This is a genomic window from Staphylococcus sp. GDY8P67P (genome assembly GCF_017892545.1).
Lineage (GTDB): Bacteria > Bacillota > Bacilli > Staphylococcales > Staphylococcaceae > Staphylococcus > Staphylococcus ureilyticus.
Genome location: NZ_JAESLH010000032.1, coordinates 21398 through 40522 on the forward strand (window position 1 = coordinate 21398; position 19125 = coordinate 40522).

At 33.0% G+C, this 19125-nt stretch carries 14 protein-coding genes; 13 read left to right on the forward strand and 1 reads right to left on the reverse strand.

Annotated features, from left to right (window positions below):
• Positions 1–343 precede the first annotated feature (343 nt).
• The 7 genes from KA833_RS12655 to KA833_RS12685 all read left to right on the forward strand — a co-directional run bounded on the left by KA833_RS12655 (position 344) and on the right by KA833_RS12685 (position 10598).
• On the forward strand, positions 344–4660 hold the full coding sequence (locus KA833_RS12655) for a PolC-type DNA polymerase III (RefSeq protein ID WP_210128550.1): 4317 nt from the start codon (positions 344–346) through the stop codon (positions 4658–4660).
• Positions 4661–4867: 207 nt separating this feature from the next.
• On the forward strand, positions 4868–5335 hold the full coding sequence (rimP, locus tag KA833_RS12660) for a ribosome maturation factor RimP (protein ID WP_046208630.1): 468 nt from the start codon (positions 4868–4870) through the stop codon (positions 5333–5335).
• Positions 5336–5358: 23 nt separating this feature from the next.
• Positions 5359–6555, forward strand: coding sequence for a transcription termination factor NusA (gene nusA, locus KA833_RS12665; protein ID WP_210128549.1), 1197 nt, complete (start codon positions 5359–5361; stop codon positions 6553–6555).
• Positions 6556–6571: 16 nt separating this feature from the next.
• On the forward strand, positions 6572–6856 hold the full coding sequence (rnpM, locus tag KA833_RS12670) for an RNase P modulator RnpM (protein ID WP_046208628.1): 285 nt from the start codon (positions 6572–6574) through the stop codon (positions 6854–6856).
• Positions 6853–7170 carry a L7Ae/L30e/S12e/Gadd45 family ribosomal protein gene (locus tag KA833_RS12675; protein WP_046208627.1) on the forward strand — a complete coding sequence of 106 codons (318 nt, stop codon included), beginning with the start codon at positions 6853–6855 and terminating at the stop codon, positions 7168–7170. Before rnpM ends, KA833_RS12675 begins: the two co-directional genes overlap by 4 nt.
• Positions 7171–7174: 4 nt before the next feature.
• On the forward strand, positions 7175–9286 hold the full coding sequence (infB, locus tag KA833_RS12680) for a translation initiation factor IF-2 (protein ID WP_210128548.1): 2112 nt from the start codon (positions 7175–7177) through the stop codon (positions 9284–9286).
• A 316-nt stretch (positions 9287–9602) separates the two neighbouring features.
• Positions 9603–10598 carry a hypothetical protein gene (locus KA833_RS12685; protein ID WP_225309919.1) on the forward strand — a complete coding sequence of 332 codons (996 nt, stop codon included), beginning with the start codon at positions 9603–9605 and terminating at the stop codon, positions 10596–10598.
• Positions 10599–10665: 67 nt separating this feature from the next.
• Here KA833_RS12685 and KA833_RS12690 read toward each other — a convergent pair whose 3' ends face one another.
• The gene (locus KA833_RS12690; protein WP_210128547.1) at positions 10666–11538 is read right to left on the reverse strand and encodes an HTH domain-containing protein; all 873 of its coding nucleotides are present in this window, start codon (positions 11536–11538) and stop codon (positions 10666–10668) included.
• Between the two features lie 423 nt (positions 11539–11961).
• On the opposite strand from KA833_RS12690, the gene rbfA reads away from it, so the two are divergent.
• The 6 genes from rbfA to rnjB all read left to right on the forward strand — a co-directional run bounded on the left by rbfA (position 11962) and on the right by rnjB (position 19002).
• The gene (rbfA, locus tag KA833_RS12695) at positions 11962–12306 is read left to right on the forward strand and encodes a 30S ribosome-binding factor RbfA (RefSeq protein WP_019468695.1); all 345 of its coding nucleotides are present in this window, start codon (positions 11962–11964) and stop codon (positions 12304–12306) included.
• Positions 12307–12432: 126 nt separating this feature from the next.
• Positions 12433–13350 (forward strand): tRNA pseudouridine(55) synthase TruB, encoded by a 918-nt coding sequence (gene truB / locus KA833_RS12700; protein ID WP_210128546.1) that lies wholly within the window; start codon positions 12433–12435, stop codon positions 13348–13350.
• Positions 13351–13363: 13 nt separating this feature from the next.
• Positions 13364–14335: a bifunctional riboflavin kinase/FAD synthetase gene (locus tag KA833_RS12705; RefSeq protein WP_046208622.1), complete on the forward strand. Its 972-nt coding sequence runs from the start codon at positions 13364–13366 to the stop codon at positions 14333–14335.
• A 107-nt stretch (positions 14336–14442) separates the two neighbouring features.
• Complete coding sequence (gene rpsO, locus KA833_RS12710; protein ID WP_019468698.1) at positions 14443–14712, forward strand: 30S ribosomal protein S15; 270 nt, start codon at positions 14443–14445, stop codon at positions 14710–14712.
• 155 nt (positions 14713–14867) lie between these two features.
• Positions 14868–16976, forward strand: coding sequence for a polyribonucleotide nucleotidyltransferase (gene pnp, locus KA833_RS12715; RefSeq protein WP_046208621.1), 2109 nt, complete (start codon positions 14868–14870; stop codon positions 16974–16976).
• Positions 16977–17328: 352 nt separating this feature from the next.
• Positions 17329–19002, forward strand: coding sequence for a ribonuclease J2 (rnjB, locus tag KA833_RS12720; protein ID WP_046208620.1), 1674 nt, complete (start codon positions 17329–17331; stop codon positions 19000–19002).
• Positions 19003–19125 lie beyond the last annotated feature (123 nt).

The following is a 19125-nucleotide window of genomic DNA, read 5'->3' on the forward strand; positions in this document are numbered from 1 at the left end:
TGCTAAAATTAAGATGTAAGTTAAAGCATTAATACGCATATACTTTATATAAATGCATATCATTGCTAAAAGTATTAGATGAAACTTTTAGTTTAACCTGTACTTTAATGTTTGATCATCCTTAATTAGTGAGCGGGAAAGCGAAATCGAATGAATCATGTTTGATTTCATTCCCGCTCTTATTTATGATAAGAAACCATAATGTAAAAATAGTAAAGTTTAAGTATTAGAAATTAAAGGTTTTACGTTATAAGATAGATAATGTACAAAATACAAACGCGACAGTTAAAGAAATTATATGAAATAGTAACGTAGTGTAATTAATAGTAAGGTGGTTATCGTCATGTCAATGACAAATCAAGAAAAATTCAAGATTTTAGCTGATCAAATTAAAATTGCAGATCATTTGGATCCAGAAATTTTAGCACAAAGTGAATTAACACGTGTAGATGTTAAAACAACGGATCGTACCTGGGTATTTCAGATAACATTTCCATATTTTTTACCAATTGAAGATTATCTGTTATTTATGAATGCAATTACTGAAGAATTTAAAACAATCGCTAAAGTCGATTGTAATTTTACAATCACAAATAAAGCGAATCAAGATGAATATGCATTGAAATACTTTAGTTATTGCATTGACCAAACAAAATTATCACCTAAAGTAAAAGGTCAGCTTAAGCAAAAGCGCTTAATTATGTCAGGGGATGTGCTCAAAGTCATGTGTCAGAATGATATAGAGCGAGATCATTTTGACAAAGCGTGCAATGGAAGTTTGATTAAAGCATTTCAACAATGTGGTTTTGCAATCAGCAGTATCATTTTTGAAACAGACCATACATCTAATGGAGACGACTTGGCATCGTTAGAAGCACACATTCAACAAGAAGATGAGCAAAGTGCACGTGAAGCCACTGAAAAGTTAGAAAAGATGCGTGCTGAAAAAGCTAAACAACAAGATAATAATGAAAGTACTGTAGCTAAATGTCAAATTGGAAAACCAATTCAAATAGAAAATGTAAAACCAATTGAATCGATTATTGAAGAAGAATTTAAAGTTGCAGTTGAAGGTGTTATCTTTGATATTAATTTAAAAGAATTGAAGAGTGGACGCCATATTGTAGAACTAAAAGTTACAGATTATACAGACTCCTTAGTATTGAAAATGTTCACTAGAAAAAATAAAGATGATTTAGCTCATTTTAAAGCTCTCAGTGTCGGTAAGTGGGTTCGAGCACAAGGCAGAATAGAAGAAGATACATTCGTACGTGATTTAGTCATGATGATGTCTGATATAGAAGAAATAAAAAAAGCAGTTAAACAAGATAAAGCAGACGAAAAACGCGTAGAATTTCACTTGCATTCGTCCATGAGTCAGATGGACGGCATTCCGAATATAAGTGCATATGTAGAACAAGCAGCTAAATGGGGCCACAAAGCTATTGCAATTACTGATCATAATGTGGTTCAAGCATTTCCAGATGCGCATGCTGCAGCAGAAAAAAATGATATTAAAATGATTTATGGCATGGAAGGCATGTTGGTCGATGATGGTGTGCCGATAGCGTATAAGCCTCAAGACATTGATTTAAAAACTGCAACATATGTTGTTTTTGACGTTGAAACAACAGGTCTATCTAATCAGTATGATAAAATTATCGAACTCGCAGCTGTAAAAGTACAAGAAGGCGAAATTATTGATAAGTTTGAACGTTTTAGTAATCCACATGAACGTTTATCTGAAACAATCAAGAATTTAACGCATATCACAGACGATATGCTCGTCAATGCACCTGAAATTGAAACTGTTTTAACCGAGTTTAAAGCGTGGGTCGGTGACGCGATATTTGTAGCACATAATGCATCATTTGATATGGGGTTCATTGATACCGGTTATGAAAAAACTGGCCTAGGCGCATCAACTAACGGTGTGATAGATACACTTGAACTTTCTAGAACCATCAACACTGAATATGGAAAACATGGTCTGAACTTTTTAGCTAAAAAATATGGTGTAGATTTAACACAACATCACAGAGCGATTTATGATACTGAAGCAACAGCTTATATTTTTATAAAGATGTTAAAACAATTAGAAGAAGCAGAAGTTTATAATCATCAAGATATTAATAAGTCTTTATCAAATGAAGACGCTTATAAACGTGCTCGCCCAAATCACGTAACACTTATTGTGCAAAATCAACAGGGCTTAAAGAACTTATTTAAAATAGTAAGCGCATCTTTAGTTAAATATTATTATAGAACACCTAGAATTCCACGTTCACTTTTAGATGAATATCGAGAAGGTATTCTTGTTGGTTCCGCATGTGATGAAGGTGAAGTATTTACTGCAGTAATGCAAAAAGACCAATCCCAAGTGGAAAGAATAGCAAAATACTATGATTTTATTGAAGTACAACCACCTGCATTATACCAAGATTTAATAGATAGAGAATTGGTGAGAGATAATGAAACATTACATGAAATTTATCAACGTCTCATCCAAGCTGGAGATGTGAATGATATACCTGTTATTGCAACAGGAAACGCGCATTATCTAAATGAACATGATGGTATTGCACGTAAAATTTTAATAGCATCACAGCCAGGTAACCCGTTAAATCGTAGTACTTTACCTGAGGCGCACTTTAGAACTACGGATGAAATGTTAGATGAATTACATTTCTTAGGTGAAGCAAAAGCACATGAATTAGTTGTGAAAAATACAAATGACTTAGCAGACCGTATCGAACGCGTAGTTCCGATAAAGGATGAATTGTATACGCCCCGCATGGAAGGTGCTAATGATGAAATACGAGATATGAGTTATGCTAACGCCAGAGCATTGTATGGTGAAGATTTACCACAAATTGTAATTGACCGATTAGAGAAAGAGCTTGAAAGTATCATTGGGAATGGTTTTTCTGTGATATATTTAATTTCACAAAGACTGGTTAAAAAATCATTAGATGACGGTTATCTAGTTGGATCACGTGGCTCTGTAGGTTCGAGTTTTGTAGCGACAATGACTGAAATTACAGAAGTTAACCCATTACCTCCACATTATATTTGTCCAGAATGTAAAGAAAGTGAGTTCTTTAACGATGGATCCGTTGGTTCTGGTTTTGATTTACCAGATAAAAAATGTGCCACATGTGGATGTGATTTAATTAAAGAAGGCCAGGATATTCCTTTTGAAACTTTCTTAGGTTTTAAAGGTGATAAGGTTCCTGATATCGACTTGAACTTTAGTGGTGAATATCAACCACAAGCTCATAATTATACAAAAGAATTATTTGGTGAAGATAAAGTCTTTCGTGCAGGTACAATTGGTACGGTGGCTGAAAAAACAGCTTTCGGTTTTGTGAAAGGATTTTTAAATGATCAAGGTATTCACAAAAGAGGCGCTGAAGTTGATAGACTCGTAAAAGGTTGTACTGGTGTAAAACGTACAACAGGACAACACCCTGGAGGCATCATCGTTGTACCAGATTATATGGATATCTACGATTTTACACCTGTTCAATTTCCGGCAGATGATCAATCATCGGCTTGGATGACGACTCATTTTGATTTCCATTCAATACATGATAACGTTTTGAAACTGGATATATTAGGACATGATGATCCGACGATGATTCGTATGCTGCAGGATTTATCAGGTATTGATCCTAAAACGATACCTGTCGATGATAAGGAAACTATGGGTATTTTTAGTTCGCCAGAACCTTTAGGTGTAACTTCAGAACAAATTTTATGTAAAACTGGAACATTTGGTGTGCCAGAATTTGGTACAGGATTTGTGCGCCAAATGTTAGAAGATACCAAGCCAACTACATTTTCAGAGTTAGTTAGAATATCTGGATTATCACATGGTACGGATGTTTGGCTAGGTAACGCACAAGATTTAATACGCTCAGGAACTTGTGATTTATCAAGTGTTATTTGTTGTCGTGATGATATTATGGTTTATTTAATGTATAACGGTTTAGAGCCTTCACTCGCCTTCAAGACAATGGAATTTGTACGTAAAGGTAAAGGGTTAACTGACGATATGGTTGAAGCAATGGTAGACAATGAAGTGCCAGATTGGTATTTAGATTCATGTAGAAAAATTAAATACATGTTCCCTAAAGCCCATGCGGCAGCATATGTATTGATGGCAGTACGTATTGCGTATTTCAAAGTTCATTATCCACTTTATTATTATGCAAGTTACTTTACGGTACGTGCATCTGATTTTGATTTAATTTCAATGATTAAGGATAAAGAAAGTATTCGAAATACAGTAAACGATATGTATTCACGTTATATGGATTTAGCCAAAAAAGAAAAAGATACTTTAACAGTATTAGAAATCATGAACGAAATGGCGCAACGCGGTTATCGTATGCAACCAATTAGTTTAGAGAAAAGTAAAGCATTTGATTTTATCATTGAAGATGATAGTTTGATTCCGCCATTTATTGCTGTTCCTGGATTAGGCGAAAACGTTGCACAACGTATCGTTGAAGCACGTGAAGAAGGACCGTTTTTATCAAAAGAAGATTTAAATAAAAAAGCTGGATTGTCACAAAAAGTCATCGAGTATTTAGATGAACTTGGTTCATTACCTAACTTGCCAGATAAAGCACAATTATCAATATTTGATATGTAATCGAGCAATATATTAGTAGGTATGGAATAAAAAATGTTAAATGTATAAAATTTTGATATTAGTTATTGTCATACTATATGAAAATATATAGTTGTTTGTATAGGAAATGAACATATGGTATAATAATATTGCTTAAAAAATTAGACTCAGGCAGGAAGAGTGGGCGTTATACCCGCTCTTTTCTATTTGCCAAAAAAGGAGGTCAGTATGAGTAAAGTAACTGAGCAAGTTGAATCAATTATTCAACCCGTCCTTAACGACTTAAATTTTGAATTAGTTGAAGTCGAATACACAAAAGAAGGAAAAGATTACTTCTTAAGAGTATCCATTGATAAAGAAGGTGGCGTCGATTTAAACGATTGTGCCTTAGCTTCTGAAAAGATTAGTGAAATTATGGATGAAGAAGATCCTATTCAAGAAATGTATTATTTAGATGTAGCTTCTCCAGGTGCTGAAAGACCTATAAAAAAAGAAAAAGATTTCCAAAATGCTGTTACAAAACCAATATACGTTTCTTTATATGCGCCAATTGAAGGTGGAAAAGAATGGTTAGGTATCTTAAAAGAAGTAACAAGTGAAACGATTATTATGGAAGTAAAAGAAAAGTCAAAGAAGAAACAAGTTGAAATTCCAAGAAATAAAATCGCTAAAGCACGTCATGCTGTAATGCTTTAATGTGATGAGGAGGATGATAAGTCGTGTCAAGTAATGAATTATTATTAGCAACTGAATATTTAGAAAAAGAAAAAAAGATTCCAAGAGAAGTATTAATTGATGCAATTGAAGCAGCGCTAATTACTGCATATAAAAAGAACTATGACAGTGCAAGAAGTGTACGCGTTGAGTTAAACATGGATGAAGGTACATTTCATGTAATTGCTCGTAAACAAGTTGTAGAAGAAGTAATGGATAATAGAGAAGAAATCGACTTAAGTACAGCGCTAGTTAAAAACCCAGCATATGAAGTTGGTGATATATACGAAGAAGATGTAACACCAAGTGACTTTGGGCGTGTAGGTGCACAAGCTGCGAAACAAGCAGTAATGCAGCGTTTACGTGATGCTGAACGTGAAATATTATATGATGAATTTATCGATAAAGAAGATGATATTGTTAATGGTCTTATTGATAGAGTAGATCACCGCTATGTTTATGTTAATTTAGGACGTACAGAAGCTGTATTATCTGAGGCTGAAAGAAGCCCTAATGATAGTTATATTCCTAATGAAAGAATTAGAGTGTATGTCAATAAAGTAGAGCAAACGACAAAAGGACCGCAAATTTACGTTTCTCGTAGCCATCCAGGATTACTCAAACGTTTATTTGAACAAGAAGTACCAGAGATTTTTGACGGTACAGTCATTGTAAAATCTGTGGCACGTGAAGCAGGAGACCGCTCTAAAATCAGTGTTCATTCAGATAACCCAGATATCGATGCAGTAGGTGCATGTGTGGGTGCTAAAGGTTCTCGTGTTGAAGCGGTTGTAGAAGAATTAGGTGGCGAAAAAATTGACATTGTTCAATGGAATGAAGATCCGAAGGTCTTTGTTAAAAATGCTTTAAGTCCATCTCAAGTACTACAAGTGATTGTTGATGAAGCAAACCAATCAACTATTGTAGTTGTGCCTGATTATCAATTATCGTTAGCGATTGGTAAGCGTGGACAAAACGCACGTTTAGCTGCGAAATTAACTGGTTGGAAAATTGATATTAAATCAGAAAGTGATGCTAGAGCTGAAGGTGTTTATCCGACAGACGAAGCACTAGAAATAGAAGAAGATGAAAATATTGAACAGGATACAAACATTGATTTGGAAGATGTGAATATTGAAACGCATGACTTAAAAACGGATGATGAAACAGATAGCATAGATGAAGAAGACGCTGAAAAATAATTTGGAGTGAGCTTTTATGAAAAAGAAAAAAATTCCAATGCGTAAATGTATACTTTCAAATGAAATGCATCCAAAAAAAGATATGATTCGAGTTGTTATTAATAAAGAAGGCGAAATTTTTGCCGATGCTACAGGAAAACAACAAGGTCGTGGTGCATATGTATCAAAAGATGTTAAATTAGTAGAAGATGCACAAAAACAAGGTGTATTAGAAAAATACTTTAAAGTTGATGCAGAAACTCTAGATCCTGTATACAAGGAAATTATACGTCTTATTTATCGCGAAGAGATACCTAAATGACTATAGAGAAAATCGTAAATTTTTTAGGTTTAGCAATGCGTGCTGGAAAAGTAAAAACAGGTGAATCGGTCATTTTAAATGACATTAAGAAAAATAGGTTAAAGCTCGTAATTATTGCAACTGATGCTTCTGAAAATACAAAGACAAAGTTTCAGAGCAAGTGTGAAAGTTACCATATATCATTTCGCATATTTGGAACAAGAGCTGAATTAGGACAAGCTTTAGGTAAAGCAGAACGAGTTAACATTGGAATCACTGATCAAGGCTTTGCTAAAAAGTTAGTGTCAATGATAGATGAATATCGTAAGGAGTGACTATATGAGTAAAATAAGAATTTACGAATACGCCAAAGATTTAAAATTAAAAAGTAAAGATATTATAGATGAGTTAAAGAAATTGGACGTTGAGGTAACGAGCCATATGCAAACGTTAGAAGATGACCAAATCAAGGCATTAGATAAGGTTTATAAACCAGAGAAATCGAATGCATCAGAAAATAAACAACAAGGTCAAAATCAACAAAAACCATCAAATAACAAGTCTAATGCTAATAAAAAAGATAATAATCAAAACAACAAAAATAACCACAAAAATAACAACAAAAATAAGAAAAACAGCAAAAACAGCAAAAATAACAACAAAAATAAACAAACTAAACAAGAAGAACCAAAAGAAATACCTTCACACATCACTTATCAAGAAGGTATCACAGTTGGAGAACTTGCTGAAAAAATCAATGTTGATTCTTCAGAAATAATTAAAAAGTTATTCTTATTAGGCATCATGGCTAACATTAATCAAGCATTAGATGATGAAACTTTAGAATTAATTGCTGATGATTATGGTGTTGAAGTTGAAAAAGAAGTTGTTGTTGATGAAGAAGATTTATCAATTTACTTTGATGATGAATCTGAAGATGAAGATGCAGTAGAAAGACCAGCAGTTGTTACTATTATGGGACACGTTGATCATGGTAAAACAACGTTATTGGATTCTATCCGTCACACACAAGTAACAGCAGGTGAAGCTGGTGGTATTACACAACATATCGGTGCTTATCAAATTGAAAATGATGGCAAAAAAATCACTTTCCTTGATACACCAGGACATGCTGCATTCACAACAATGCGTGCACGTGGTGCGCAAGTAACTGATATTACAATTTTAGTTGTAGCAGCAGATGATGGTGTAATGCCTCAAACGATAGAAGCAATCAACCATGCCAAAGAAGCGAATGTACCAACGATTGTAGCAGTTAATAAAGTTGATAAACCGACTGCTAACCCTGATCGAGTAATGCAAGAATTGACAGAATACGGTTTAATTCCAGAAGACTGGGGTGGCGATACAATTTTCGTACCGCTTTCTGCTTTAAGTGGCGATGGTATAGAAGATTTAATAGAAATGATTGTGCTTACATCTGAAATTCAAGAACTAAAAGCAAATCCTGCTAAAAAAGCAGTAGGTACAGTGATAGAAGCAGAATTAGATAAGTCACGTGGTCCATCTGCATCACTTCTAGTGCAAAATGGTACACTGCATGTTGGAGATGCTTTGGTTGTTGGTAATACGTATGGTAGAATTCGTGCAATGGTTAATGACTTAGGACAAAGAATTAAATCTGCAGAACCGTCTACGCCTGTTGAAATCACAGGTATTCATGATGTACCACAAGCTGGGGATCGTTTTGTTGTGTTTAAAGATGAGAAACAAGCAAGACGTATTGGTGAAGCACGTCATGAAGCTAATGTTTTACAACAGCGTCAAGAAAGTAAGAGCGTTTCACTAGATAATTTATTTGAACAAATGAAACAAGGTGAAATGAAAGATTTAAATGTCATCATTAAAGGTGATGTTCAAGGTTCTGTCGAAGCACTTGCAGCTTCACTAATGAAAATTGAAGTAGAAGGCGTTAATGTTCGCATAATTCATACTGCAGTAGGTGCGATTAATGAATCTGATGTAACTTTAGCGAATGCGTCAAATGGTATCATCATTGGCTTTAACGTAAGACCGGATACTGGTGCCAAACGTGCAGCCGAAACAGAAGGTGTAGATATGAGATTACACCGTGTTATTTATAGTGTTATTGAAGAAATAGAAGCTGCAATGAAAGGCTTACTAGATCCAGAATATGAAGAACAAGTGATTGGCCAAGCAGAAGTGCGTCAAACATTTAAAGTTTCAAAAGTGGGTACAATAGCTGGTAGTTATGTTACAGATGGTAAGATTACGAGAAATGCGGGTGTCCGTGTTATCAGAGATGGTATCGTCCAATTTGAAGGTGAACTGGACACATTAAAACGTTATAAAGACGATGCAAAAGAAGTAGCTCAAGGCTATGAATGTGGTATCACGATTGAAAAATATAACGACCTAAAAGAAGGCGACATAATAGAAGCTTTCGAAATGGTTGAAATTAAAAGATAAAGACAGTTATCTTAAGAAAATACAAAAATTTTAAACCGTAGGCTAATTTATCATGTTAGCTTACGGTTTTTTTCTTTTAAATATGTTATCTTTTGGGTAAGAGAAGGTGTGGCTTTGAAGCATTTGAAAAAAATGTTTATTTTTATAATTTAATATAATGTTTTGTTTTAAGTGCATAGTTACTCATAAAATTAGCTATTTATTAAGCATTGTAAACCAGTTAAAAAATTTTTAGTAAAATTGCTTGTTATTTTAATATGGACACTAACTGTCTATGTACTTAATTAAACTTAGCATAAATAGGAGGTTATAAGTGATGAGTGAATATTTAAAAGAAATAAATGAATTTTGGCAAGAATATTTGGATCAATATAACTCTATTTATGACTTAGAAACTTTAAATGAAATAAGAGAAAGACATGACATGACTGCTTTTCTACACCCTCAAGATTTAGCATATTTAAAAAGAAATTTTGGTGAAGATTTTAGTAACATACCAAGATTTAAAAAGTTGATTGATTTTGCAAATGGAAAAGTAAAAATCAATAAGCATAGACAACGAATTGTCCAAAATGAAGCAGAATTAAGTCCAGCCATAGCAAGACCGTATTTTGGAAATCCTGAAAGAGCAGATATTGTAATATTGAAAAAAAAGGCGGAAAATGATTTTATAATTAATGATCCTACCTTACCAGATGATATGGTGGTACATTATCGTAATAGAATATTGCAAGACATACAAGGTAAATTGAATTTAAACGGTCATAAGGTATTTATTCCTTATATAGATCATCATTGTTGGTTTAAGAAATATATATATAGTAACGGATCCATTTTGAAGCAATTCAATATTAATCCCAATAGAGTGATGGTTATGAATTTCTTCCCATATCAAACTGGTCATACAGCAGGTATACCAAAAGATTTTTTAACATTTAACCATTATCTACCGTCACAAGTTATGAATTTTGAACTCTTACTAAAAATTATAAATGATGATAAGCGTCGAATTTATATTGTTAGTGAAGAAGAACTCTTTATTTCAATCTTTAAAAATTTTACTAATAGTGATTTACATCAATATCTTGTTGACAATTTGTTTGTGCTGTCATCTAAACAGAATAGACACATCACAGCATGTAATGTATTGAGTTATAAAGAGCATATTAGACGTTTAAAAAAGAAAGAGTCATTGAATAAAATAGATTATTATAAGTGGAATCAGCAACAAAAGAAAGAGCGAGAGCTAGGGAATTCAGATTTTATAAGAAAGCTTAAAGCTATTCAATATAAAGAAGCATTACCGCGTTAGTAAAATTGAACTGACTAAAAAGGTAACTTTCATTTCAAATGATATGAAAGTTACCTTTAATATGTAGTTAAATATGATAATGCTTGAATAATGTTTTGATTTGATTTTTAAAATCTTCTACATAATGATCTGGTTTTAATAAAATGATTTCTTGTGGATATTCATATGCTAAATTTAGGCATTCGTTTTTTGAGATTATGAGTTCTGCTTCAATAAATGCTTCATTATTTTGTGAATTTAGTACTATAAATTGCCGTTGAATTTGTTCCCATATGGAAGGGAGAAATTTCATAATGACTGTTGGAACTTGCAGAAAGATATTTTCATCAAATGCTTCATCATATTGCTCGATATCATGTATTGAGTTTAAATCTTGTGTAAAAATTTCGTGTTGATATATATAAGTAATCCAATATTTATTTTTGAAATATCTTGTGTATACCGGTACGACTTTATACGTTTGATTGTCAACATCATTTAGCAATATAATCTGTTTGTTTTGTATAGCAAGTTGAATTTTATAAATAAGTGTTGATTCTGTTAATTCGTGATTGATTGTAAATTGATTAAGTAATGTATTAGATAAAAATTTTTCAGCTAGATTCGAATTACTGTTTAGCCCTCTAATTAAATTGTAGGTATCGATATGAATGTGAGGTGTGAAATTTTTCATCCTAAATAGCAAGTTAAGTAACCGATTATTTTTAAATTTATAGCGATCTATACTAATGCGATGTCGGCCTATATTATTTTCATAAACAATCCTTGCATTTAGCCCTTCCCATTCATGGTCTTCATATAAAAAGTTATTTATATCACTAAAATCTCGTTGAATGGATCTTACATTAACGTTTAATTGTTGTGCAAGTTCTTCTTTGCTTAATTTTTTTCCGTTAAATAGACGAGTGAAAATATAAAGTAGTCTTTCTGATTTATCCAAGTATACACGCTCCTTATCATTTCAATAGAAAAATTCATTTTTTATTAGTTTGAATTATAGCATGATACTTTCTATAATGTGTAAAACATTATAAAATAAATTAAAAACTTAAATGATATTAAAGTAGTGATTTTTTATAAAATTAAACTTAGTTTTTCATAAATGATCATTGTATTTAAAAAACAAAAATGTAATAAAGTTTCATTTTATAACACTTTGGAAATATAATTGTGCCTAACTGTTATGAAATCATGTTTAATTGTTTCAGAGCTATTACCTTTTTGAGTTATAATGAATTTGTAATTAAATTTTTAAACGTAAAAAAGAAGGAAGTTTGTTTGACGTTGTGAAATGAACTGTCATATAATCTTTAAGTAAGAAAAATATACATGTATGAATGATATTTGTGAGGTGAAATATAATATGAATATGAGAGCTGAACGTGTTGGCGAACAAATGAAACAAGAAATTATGGATATTGTTAATAATAAAGTCAAGGACCCTAGAATTGGTTTCCTAACAATAACAGAAGTTCAATTGACGAATGATTTATCTATTGCAACAATTTATTTAACTGTACTTGGAAATGATAAACAAATTGATGATACGTTTAAAGGTTTAGAGAAAGCGAAAGGTTTTATAAAATCTGAAATTGGTTCAAGAATGCGCTTAAGAATTGTTCCAGATTTAAAATTTGAATACGATGAATCGATAGACTACGGTAATAAAATTGAAAAGATGATTCAAGATTTACACAAAAATGATTAATTTTAAAAGCTGAAACAAATACCCATTGAGATATTTGTTTCAGCTTTTTTATAACCATTTATTTATTGAGACGTGTTAATATAAATAAGGAATGATATTAAAAGGACGATTGAAGGTGACATTAAAATGTATAACGGTATTTTACCTGTTTATAAAGAACGTGGTTTAACAAGCCATGATGTTGTATTTAAATTAAGGAAGATTTTAAAAACAAAAAAGGTTGGACACACTGGTACATTAGATCCTGAAGTATCAGGTGTATTACCCATATGTATAGGTTCAGCAACAAAGGTAAGCGATTATATTATGGAAATGGGAAAGACTTATTTTGCAACTGTATATTTAGGGTTTAGTACAACTACAGAAGATCAGACAGGTGAAATTTTAGAAAAAAAGCACATTGAGGAAAATACACTTATAGAGGCGCAGATTGATAGCGCAATAGCACGTTTTGAAGGTGTCATTACGCAAATTCCTCCAATGTATTCATCAGTAAAGGTGAATGGTAAAAAGCTTTATGAATATGCAAGAAAAAATGAAACAGTCGAAAGGCCTTCAAGAGAAGTTGAGATTTACGATATTAAACGAGCGTCTGATTTAAGATTTGAAAATCGAGGTTGTCAATTTGATATCAGAGTAAAGTGTGGTAAGGGTACTTATATTAGAACGTTGGCAACAGATATAGGAAAGATGCTTGATATACCAGCACATATGTCAAAGTTAACAAGAATACAAAGTGGTGGGTTTGATATTGAAGATAGCCTTTCAATCGAACATGTACAATCACTACATGAGCACGAAACATTACAAGAAAATCTTTTTCCGATAGAATATGGTTTGAGAGGTTTGAAAAAAGTCAATATTTCAAACGAAAATCAGAAAAGTAAAATATTGAATGGTCAAAAATTTAGTAAGAATGAATTTGATCAGTCTATTAACACGTTGGTTGTGATGTTTGACACAAAAGAAAATAAGGCATTAGCAATTTACACACCACATCCTGATAAACCATATGAAATAAAACCAAAGAAGGTATTTAACTAAAGGAGAAATAACCATGAAAGTAATTGAAGTAACTCATCCGATTCAAGAAAATCAGTATATATCAGAAGATGTAGCAATGGCTTTTGGTTTTTTTGATGGCATGCATAAGGGACATGCAGAGGTATTTGATACTTTAGAAAAAAAGGCAGAGGCATCGAATTTAAAGAAAGCTGTAATGACATTTGATCCACATCCTTCTGTTGTTTTAAACCCTGAACTTAAACGTACAGATTACTTAACACCGATTCAAGATAAAATAGAAATATTAGAATCATATGGTATTGATTATTGTATCGTTATTAATTTTTCATCTAAATTCGCCAATGTAAGTGCCGAAGAATTTATACGAGAATATATCATTAATAATCATGTAAAAGAAGTGGTTGCAGGATTTGACTTCACTTTCGGCAAATTTGGAAAAGGAAACATGATGATTTTAGATGAAATGACGGAATTTAATACGACTATCGTGAGTAAACAAGAGCTCGAATCGGAAAAAATTTCTACAACAGATATTAGAAAATCACTCAAAACAGGAGACTTACAAAAAGCTAACGATGAACTTGGATATCGATATCGAATTAAAGGTATGGTTGTACAAGGCGAAAAACGTGGGAGAACAATTGGCTTTCCCACTGCGAATGTAGAGCCAAGTGGAGATTACGTTTTGCCTAAAAATGGCGTTTATGCTGTGAGTATGAAAATAGGTGCAGATGATAAAGTTTATCGTGGAGCTGCCAATGTTGGCGTCAAACCCACATTTCATGATCCGTCTAAAGCGCAAGTTGTAATAGAAGTTAACCTGTTTGACTTTCATGAAAACATATATGGTGAGCGTGTTATCGTTTATTGGCATCATTATTTAAGACCAGAAGTTAAATTTGATGGTATAGATCCTTTGGTTGAACAAATGAATAAAGATAAAGAAAAAGCGAAATATTTACTTTCTGTTGATTTTGGTGACGAAATATCATATAATATTTAAGTCTGATGTGTTAAACACACATACTAGGCACCTTTATCTTGGCAGTTCGAGACTCCGACGTTTTGCTCGGATAAAGGCGCATAAAAATAAAAAGGAGGAAATTGACTATGGCAATTTCACAAGAACGTAAAAATGAATTAATTAAAGAATATCGCACACACGAAGCGGACACTGGTTCTCCAGAAGTACAAATCGCTGTGTTAACTGCAGAAATCACTGCATTAAACACTCACTTACGTGAACACACGAAAGACCACCATTCACGTCGTGGATTATTAAAAATGGTAGGTCGTCGTAGACACCTATTAAACTACTTACGTAGCAAAGATATTCAACGTTACCGTGAATTAATTAAATCATTAGGTATCCGTCGTTAATCTTTAGACGTATATTTATCGGGAAAGAACCTTTGGGGTCTTTCCCTTTTTTATAATTTTTGCATTTATAATTATACATTAAACTATATACTAATATAAATCTTTATTAATAAATGATATGATAGGATTAACAGATAAATGAGAGGAGATTCGTAATGTCTCAAGAAAAAAAAGTTTTCAAAACCGAGTGGGCAAATAGATCTTTAACGATTGAAACGGGACAATTAGCCAAACAAGCAAACGGTGCAGTACTTGTTAGATATGGTGATACAGTCGTTTTATCTACTGCAGTAGCATCAAAAGAACCACGAGATGGTGACTTTTTCCCATTAATGGTTAACTATGAAGAAAAAATGTATGCTGCAGGTAAAATACCTGGTGGCTTTAAAAAACGTGAAGGACGTCCAAGTGATGAAGCCACGTTAACTGCACGTTTAATTGATAGACCCATTCGACCACTGTTCCCTAAAGGTTACAGATATGACGTTCAAATTATGAATACAGTATTGAGTGCTGATCCAGATTGCTCTCCTGAAATGGCAGCAATGATAGGTTCGTCAATGGCATTAAGTGTTTCTGACATACCTTTTCAAGGTCCAATAGCAGGTGTAAACGTTGGTTATATAGATGGTGAATATGTGATTAACCCTACCGTTGCACAAAAAGAAGTATCTAGACTCGATTTAGAAGTAGCTGGTCATAAAGATGCGGTGAATATGGTAGAAGCTGGTGCAAGTGAAATTACAGAAAATGAAATGCTTGAAGCGATTTTCTTTGGACATCAAGAAATTCAACGTCTAGTTAGCTTCCAAGAAGAAATTATCGACCATATTCAACCAGAGAAAAAAGCATTTATTCCTGTTGAAAAAGATGAATCACTGGTTGCCAATGTAAAATCATTAACTGAATCATATGGTTTGAAAGAGGCCGTATTAACATTTGACAAGCAACAAAGAGATATTAATTTAGATGAACTTAAAGAGAAGGTTGCATCAGAATTTGTTGATGAAAATGATGACGAAAATGAAGCATTAATCAAAGAGGTCTACAGTATATTAGATGACTTGGTTAAAGAAGAAGTTAGACGTCTCATTGCAGAAGAAAAAATTAGACCAGATGGTCGTAAAACAGATGAAATTCGTCCATTAGAATCTGAAGTAGGTATTTTACCAAGAGCACATGGTTCAGGTTTATTCACAAGAGGACAAACTCAAGCACTTTCAGTATTAACATTAGGGTCAATGAGTGAATACCAAATCTTAGATGGTCTTGGTGAAGAAGAACAAAAACGTTTTATGCATCACTATAATTTCCCAAATTATTCGGTTGGTGAAACTGGTCCAGTTCGTTCACCTGGTCGACGTGAAATTGGACATGGTGCGTTGGGAGAACGTGCGCTTAGCCACATCATTCCAGACGTTAAAGATTTCCCATATACTGTGAGAATAGTGAGTGAAGTATTAGAATCAAACGGTTCATCATCACAAGCTTCTATTTGCGGGTCCACACTAGCGTTGATGGACGCAGGTGTTCCAATCAAAGCCCCAGTTGCGGGTATTGCCATGGGATTAGTGACACGTGACGATAGTTATACGATTTTAACAGATATACAGGGCATGGAAGATGCGCTTGGAGACATGGACTTTAAAGTAGCAGGTACATCGGAAGGTATTACAGCTATACAAATGGATATCAAAATTGATGGTTTAACTAAAGAAATTATTAAAGAAGCGCTTGAACAGGCTCGAGAAGGTCGTTTAGCCATATTAGATCATATGTTAAAAACAATTGATACGCCACGTAGTGAACTTAGTGCTTTTGCACCTAAGGTTGTTACGATGTCTATTAAACCTGAAAAAATTAGAGATGTCATTGGTCCTGGTGGTAAAAAAATCAATGAAATCATTGATGAAACGGGTGTTAAATTAGATATCGAACAAGATGGAACGATATTTATTGGTGCAGTAGATAAAGATGCGATTGAAAAAGCACGTAGTATCATAGACGAAATCACACGAGAAGCGGTAGTTGGAGAGGTATACAATGGTACAGTTAAACGTATTGAAAAATATGGTGCCTTTGTTGAATTATTCCCAGGTAAAGACGCACTTGTACACATTTCGCAAATTGCTAATGAGCGCATTGATAAAGTAGAAGATGTGTTGAAAGTAGGAGACACATTTAAAATTAAAGTTACAGAAATTGATAAACAAGGTAGAGTAAATGCTTCGCATAAAGCATTACTATCTAATCATTCTAAATAATGTTTATTGCTAGAGACTGGTAAAATGATGAGAACTGCTTACAATAGAATTACTTTAATTCTATTGTAGAAAAGTTCAAGTCAGTTCACTGGTTTCTTTTTTTAATGTTTGAGCTAGTCTAATAAAAAATATTAAGTCAAAAGTTAAATACATATTTGAAAATGCACATTAAAAAGTGCGATTAATACGACATTACGCTCCTGAGAAAAATTTTTACATAAATACAAATCCTCCAATGATATATTTTAAAACAACTAAAGAACTACTTTAATAGTGTACATAAGGCCTATTTTCACTTATAATAAACTATGAGTTTATATATGGACGGGTAATTTAAATAGGAGGTAACATTTTGAGTTTAATTAAGAAAAAAAATAAAAATATTCGTATTATCCCTCTCGGAGGCGTTGGGGAAATTGCGAAAAATATGTATATCGTTGAAGTAGACGATGAAATGTTTATGTTAGATGCGGGACTGATGTTTCCAGAAGATGAAATGTTAGGTGTAGATATTGTTATTCCTGATATTCAATATGTGATAGAAAATAAAGAGAGATTAAAAGGTATATTCCTAACGCACGGGCATGAGCATGCGATAGGAGCTGTAACTTATGTGCTTGAACAAGTTGATGCACCTGTTTATGGATCGAAATTAACAATTGCATTAATCAAGGAAAATATGAAGGCGCGCAATGTTAATAAGAAAGTTAGATATTATACTGTTAATAATGAATCAATTATGCGCTTTAAGGGTGTTAATGTCACATTCTTTAATACTACTCATAGTATTCCAGATAGTTTAGGTGTTTGTATACACACTTCATATGGTGCGATTGTTTACACTGGAGAATTCAAATTCGATCAAAGTTTACAAGGTCATTATGCACCAGATTTGAAAAAGATGACTGAGATTGGACAAGATGGTGTGTTTGCGTTAATCAGTGATTCTACTGAAGCAGAAAAACCAGGTTATAATACACCTGAAAACGTGATAGAATCTCATATGTATGATGCGTTTACAAAGGTGAAAGGTAGATTAATCGTTTCATGTTATGCATCTAATTTTATTCGCATTCAACAAGTTTTAAACATTGCACAAAGGTTAAATAGAAAAGTATCTTTCCTAGGTCGTTCGTTAGAAAGTTCGTTTAATATCGCTAGAAAGCTTGGCTATTTTGATATTTCTAAGGATCTACTAATACCAATTAATGAAGTGGAAAATTATCCCAAAAACGAAGTGATTATCATTGCTACTGGTATGCAAGGAGAACCTGTTGAAGCTTTAAGTCAAATGGCTCAAAAGAAACATAAAATCATGAATATTGAAGAAGGAGATTCCGTCTTCTTAGCAATTACTGCATCTGCTAATATGGAAGTGATTGTTGGAAATACGTTAAATGAACTCGTTCGAGCAGGCGCAGAAATCATTCCAAACAGTAAAAAAATTCATACATCAAGTCATGGTTGTATGGAAGAGTTAAAAATGATGATTAATATCATGAAACCTGAGTATTTCATCCCAGTAAATGGTGAATTTAAAATGCAAATTGCCCATGCCAAGTTAGCTAATGAGGCAGGCGTCCAACCAGAAAAAATATTCTTAGTGGAAAAAGGCGATGTAGTAAACTACGATGGCGAAGAAATGATTTTAAATGAGAAAGTTAATTCTGGCAATGTGCTCATTGATGGTATAGGTGTAGGTGATGTTGGTAACATCGTATTACGTGACCGTCATTTACTTGCTGAAGATGGTATTTTTATCGCAGTCGTAACGCTAGATCCTAAGAATCGTAGAATTGCTGCTGGTCCAGAAATTCAATCACGTGGTTTTGTTTACGTAAGGGAAAGTGAGGCTTTATTAAATGAAGCTGAAGAAAAAGTACGTGAAATCGTTGAATTAGGTTTACAAGAAAAACGTATTGAATGGTCAGAAATCAAGCAAAATATGCGTGATCAAGTAAGCAAACTACTTTTTGAAAATACAAAACGCCGTCCGATGATTATTCCGGTAATTTCTGAAATTTAATAATTTCTATTCTAAAATAAAGAGGTTAAGACAGACGCTTTGGTAAAGTTATTTAAAAGTACATTGTATATATGTTATATCTAAACAAATTATATACAACCTTTAAATATACTGGAGCGAATA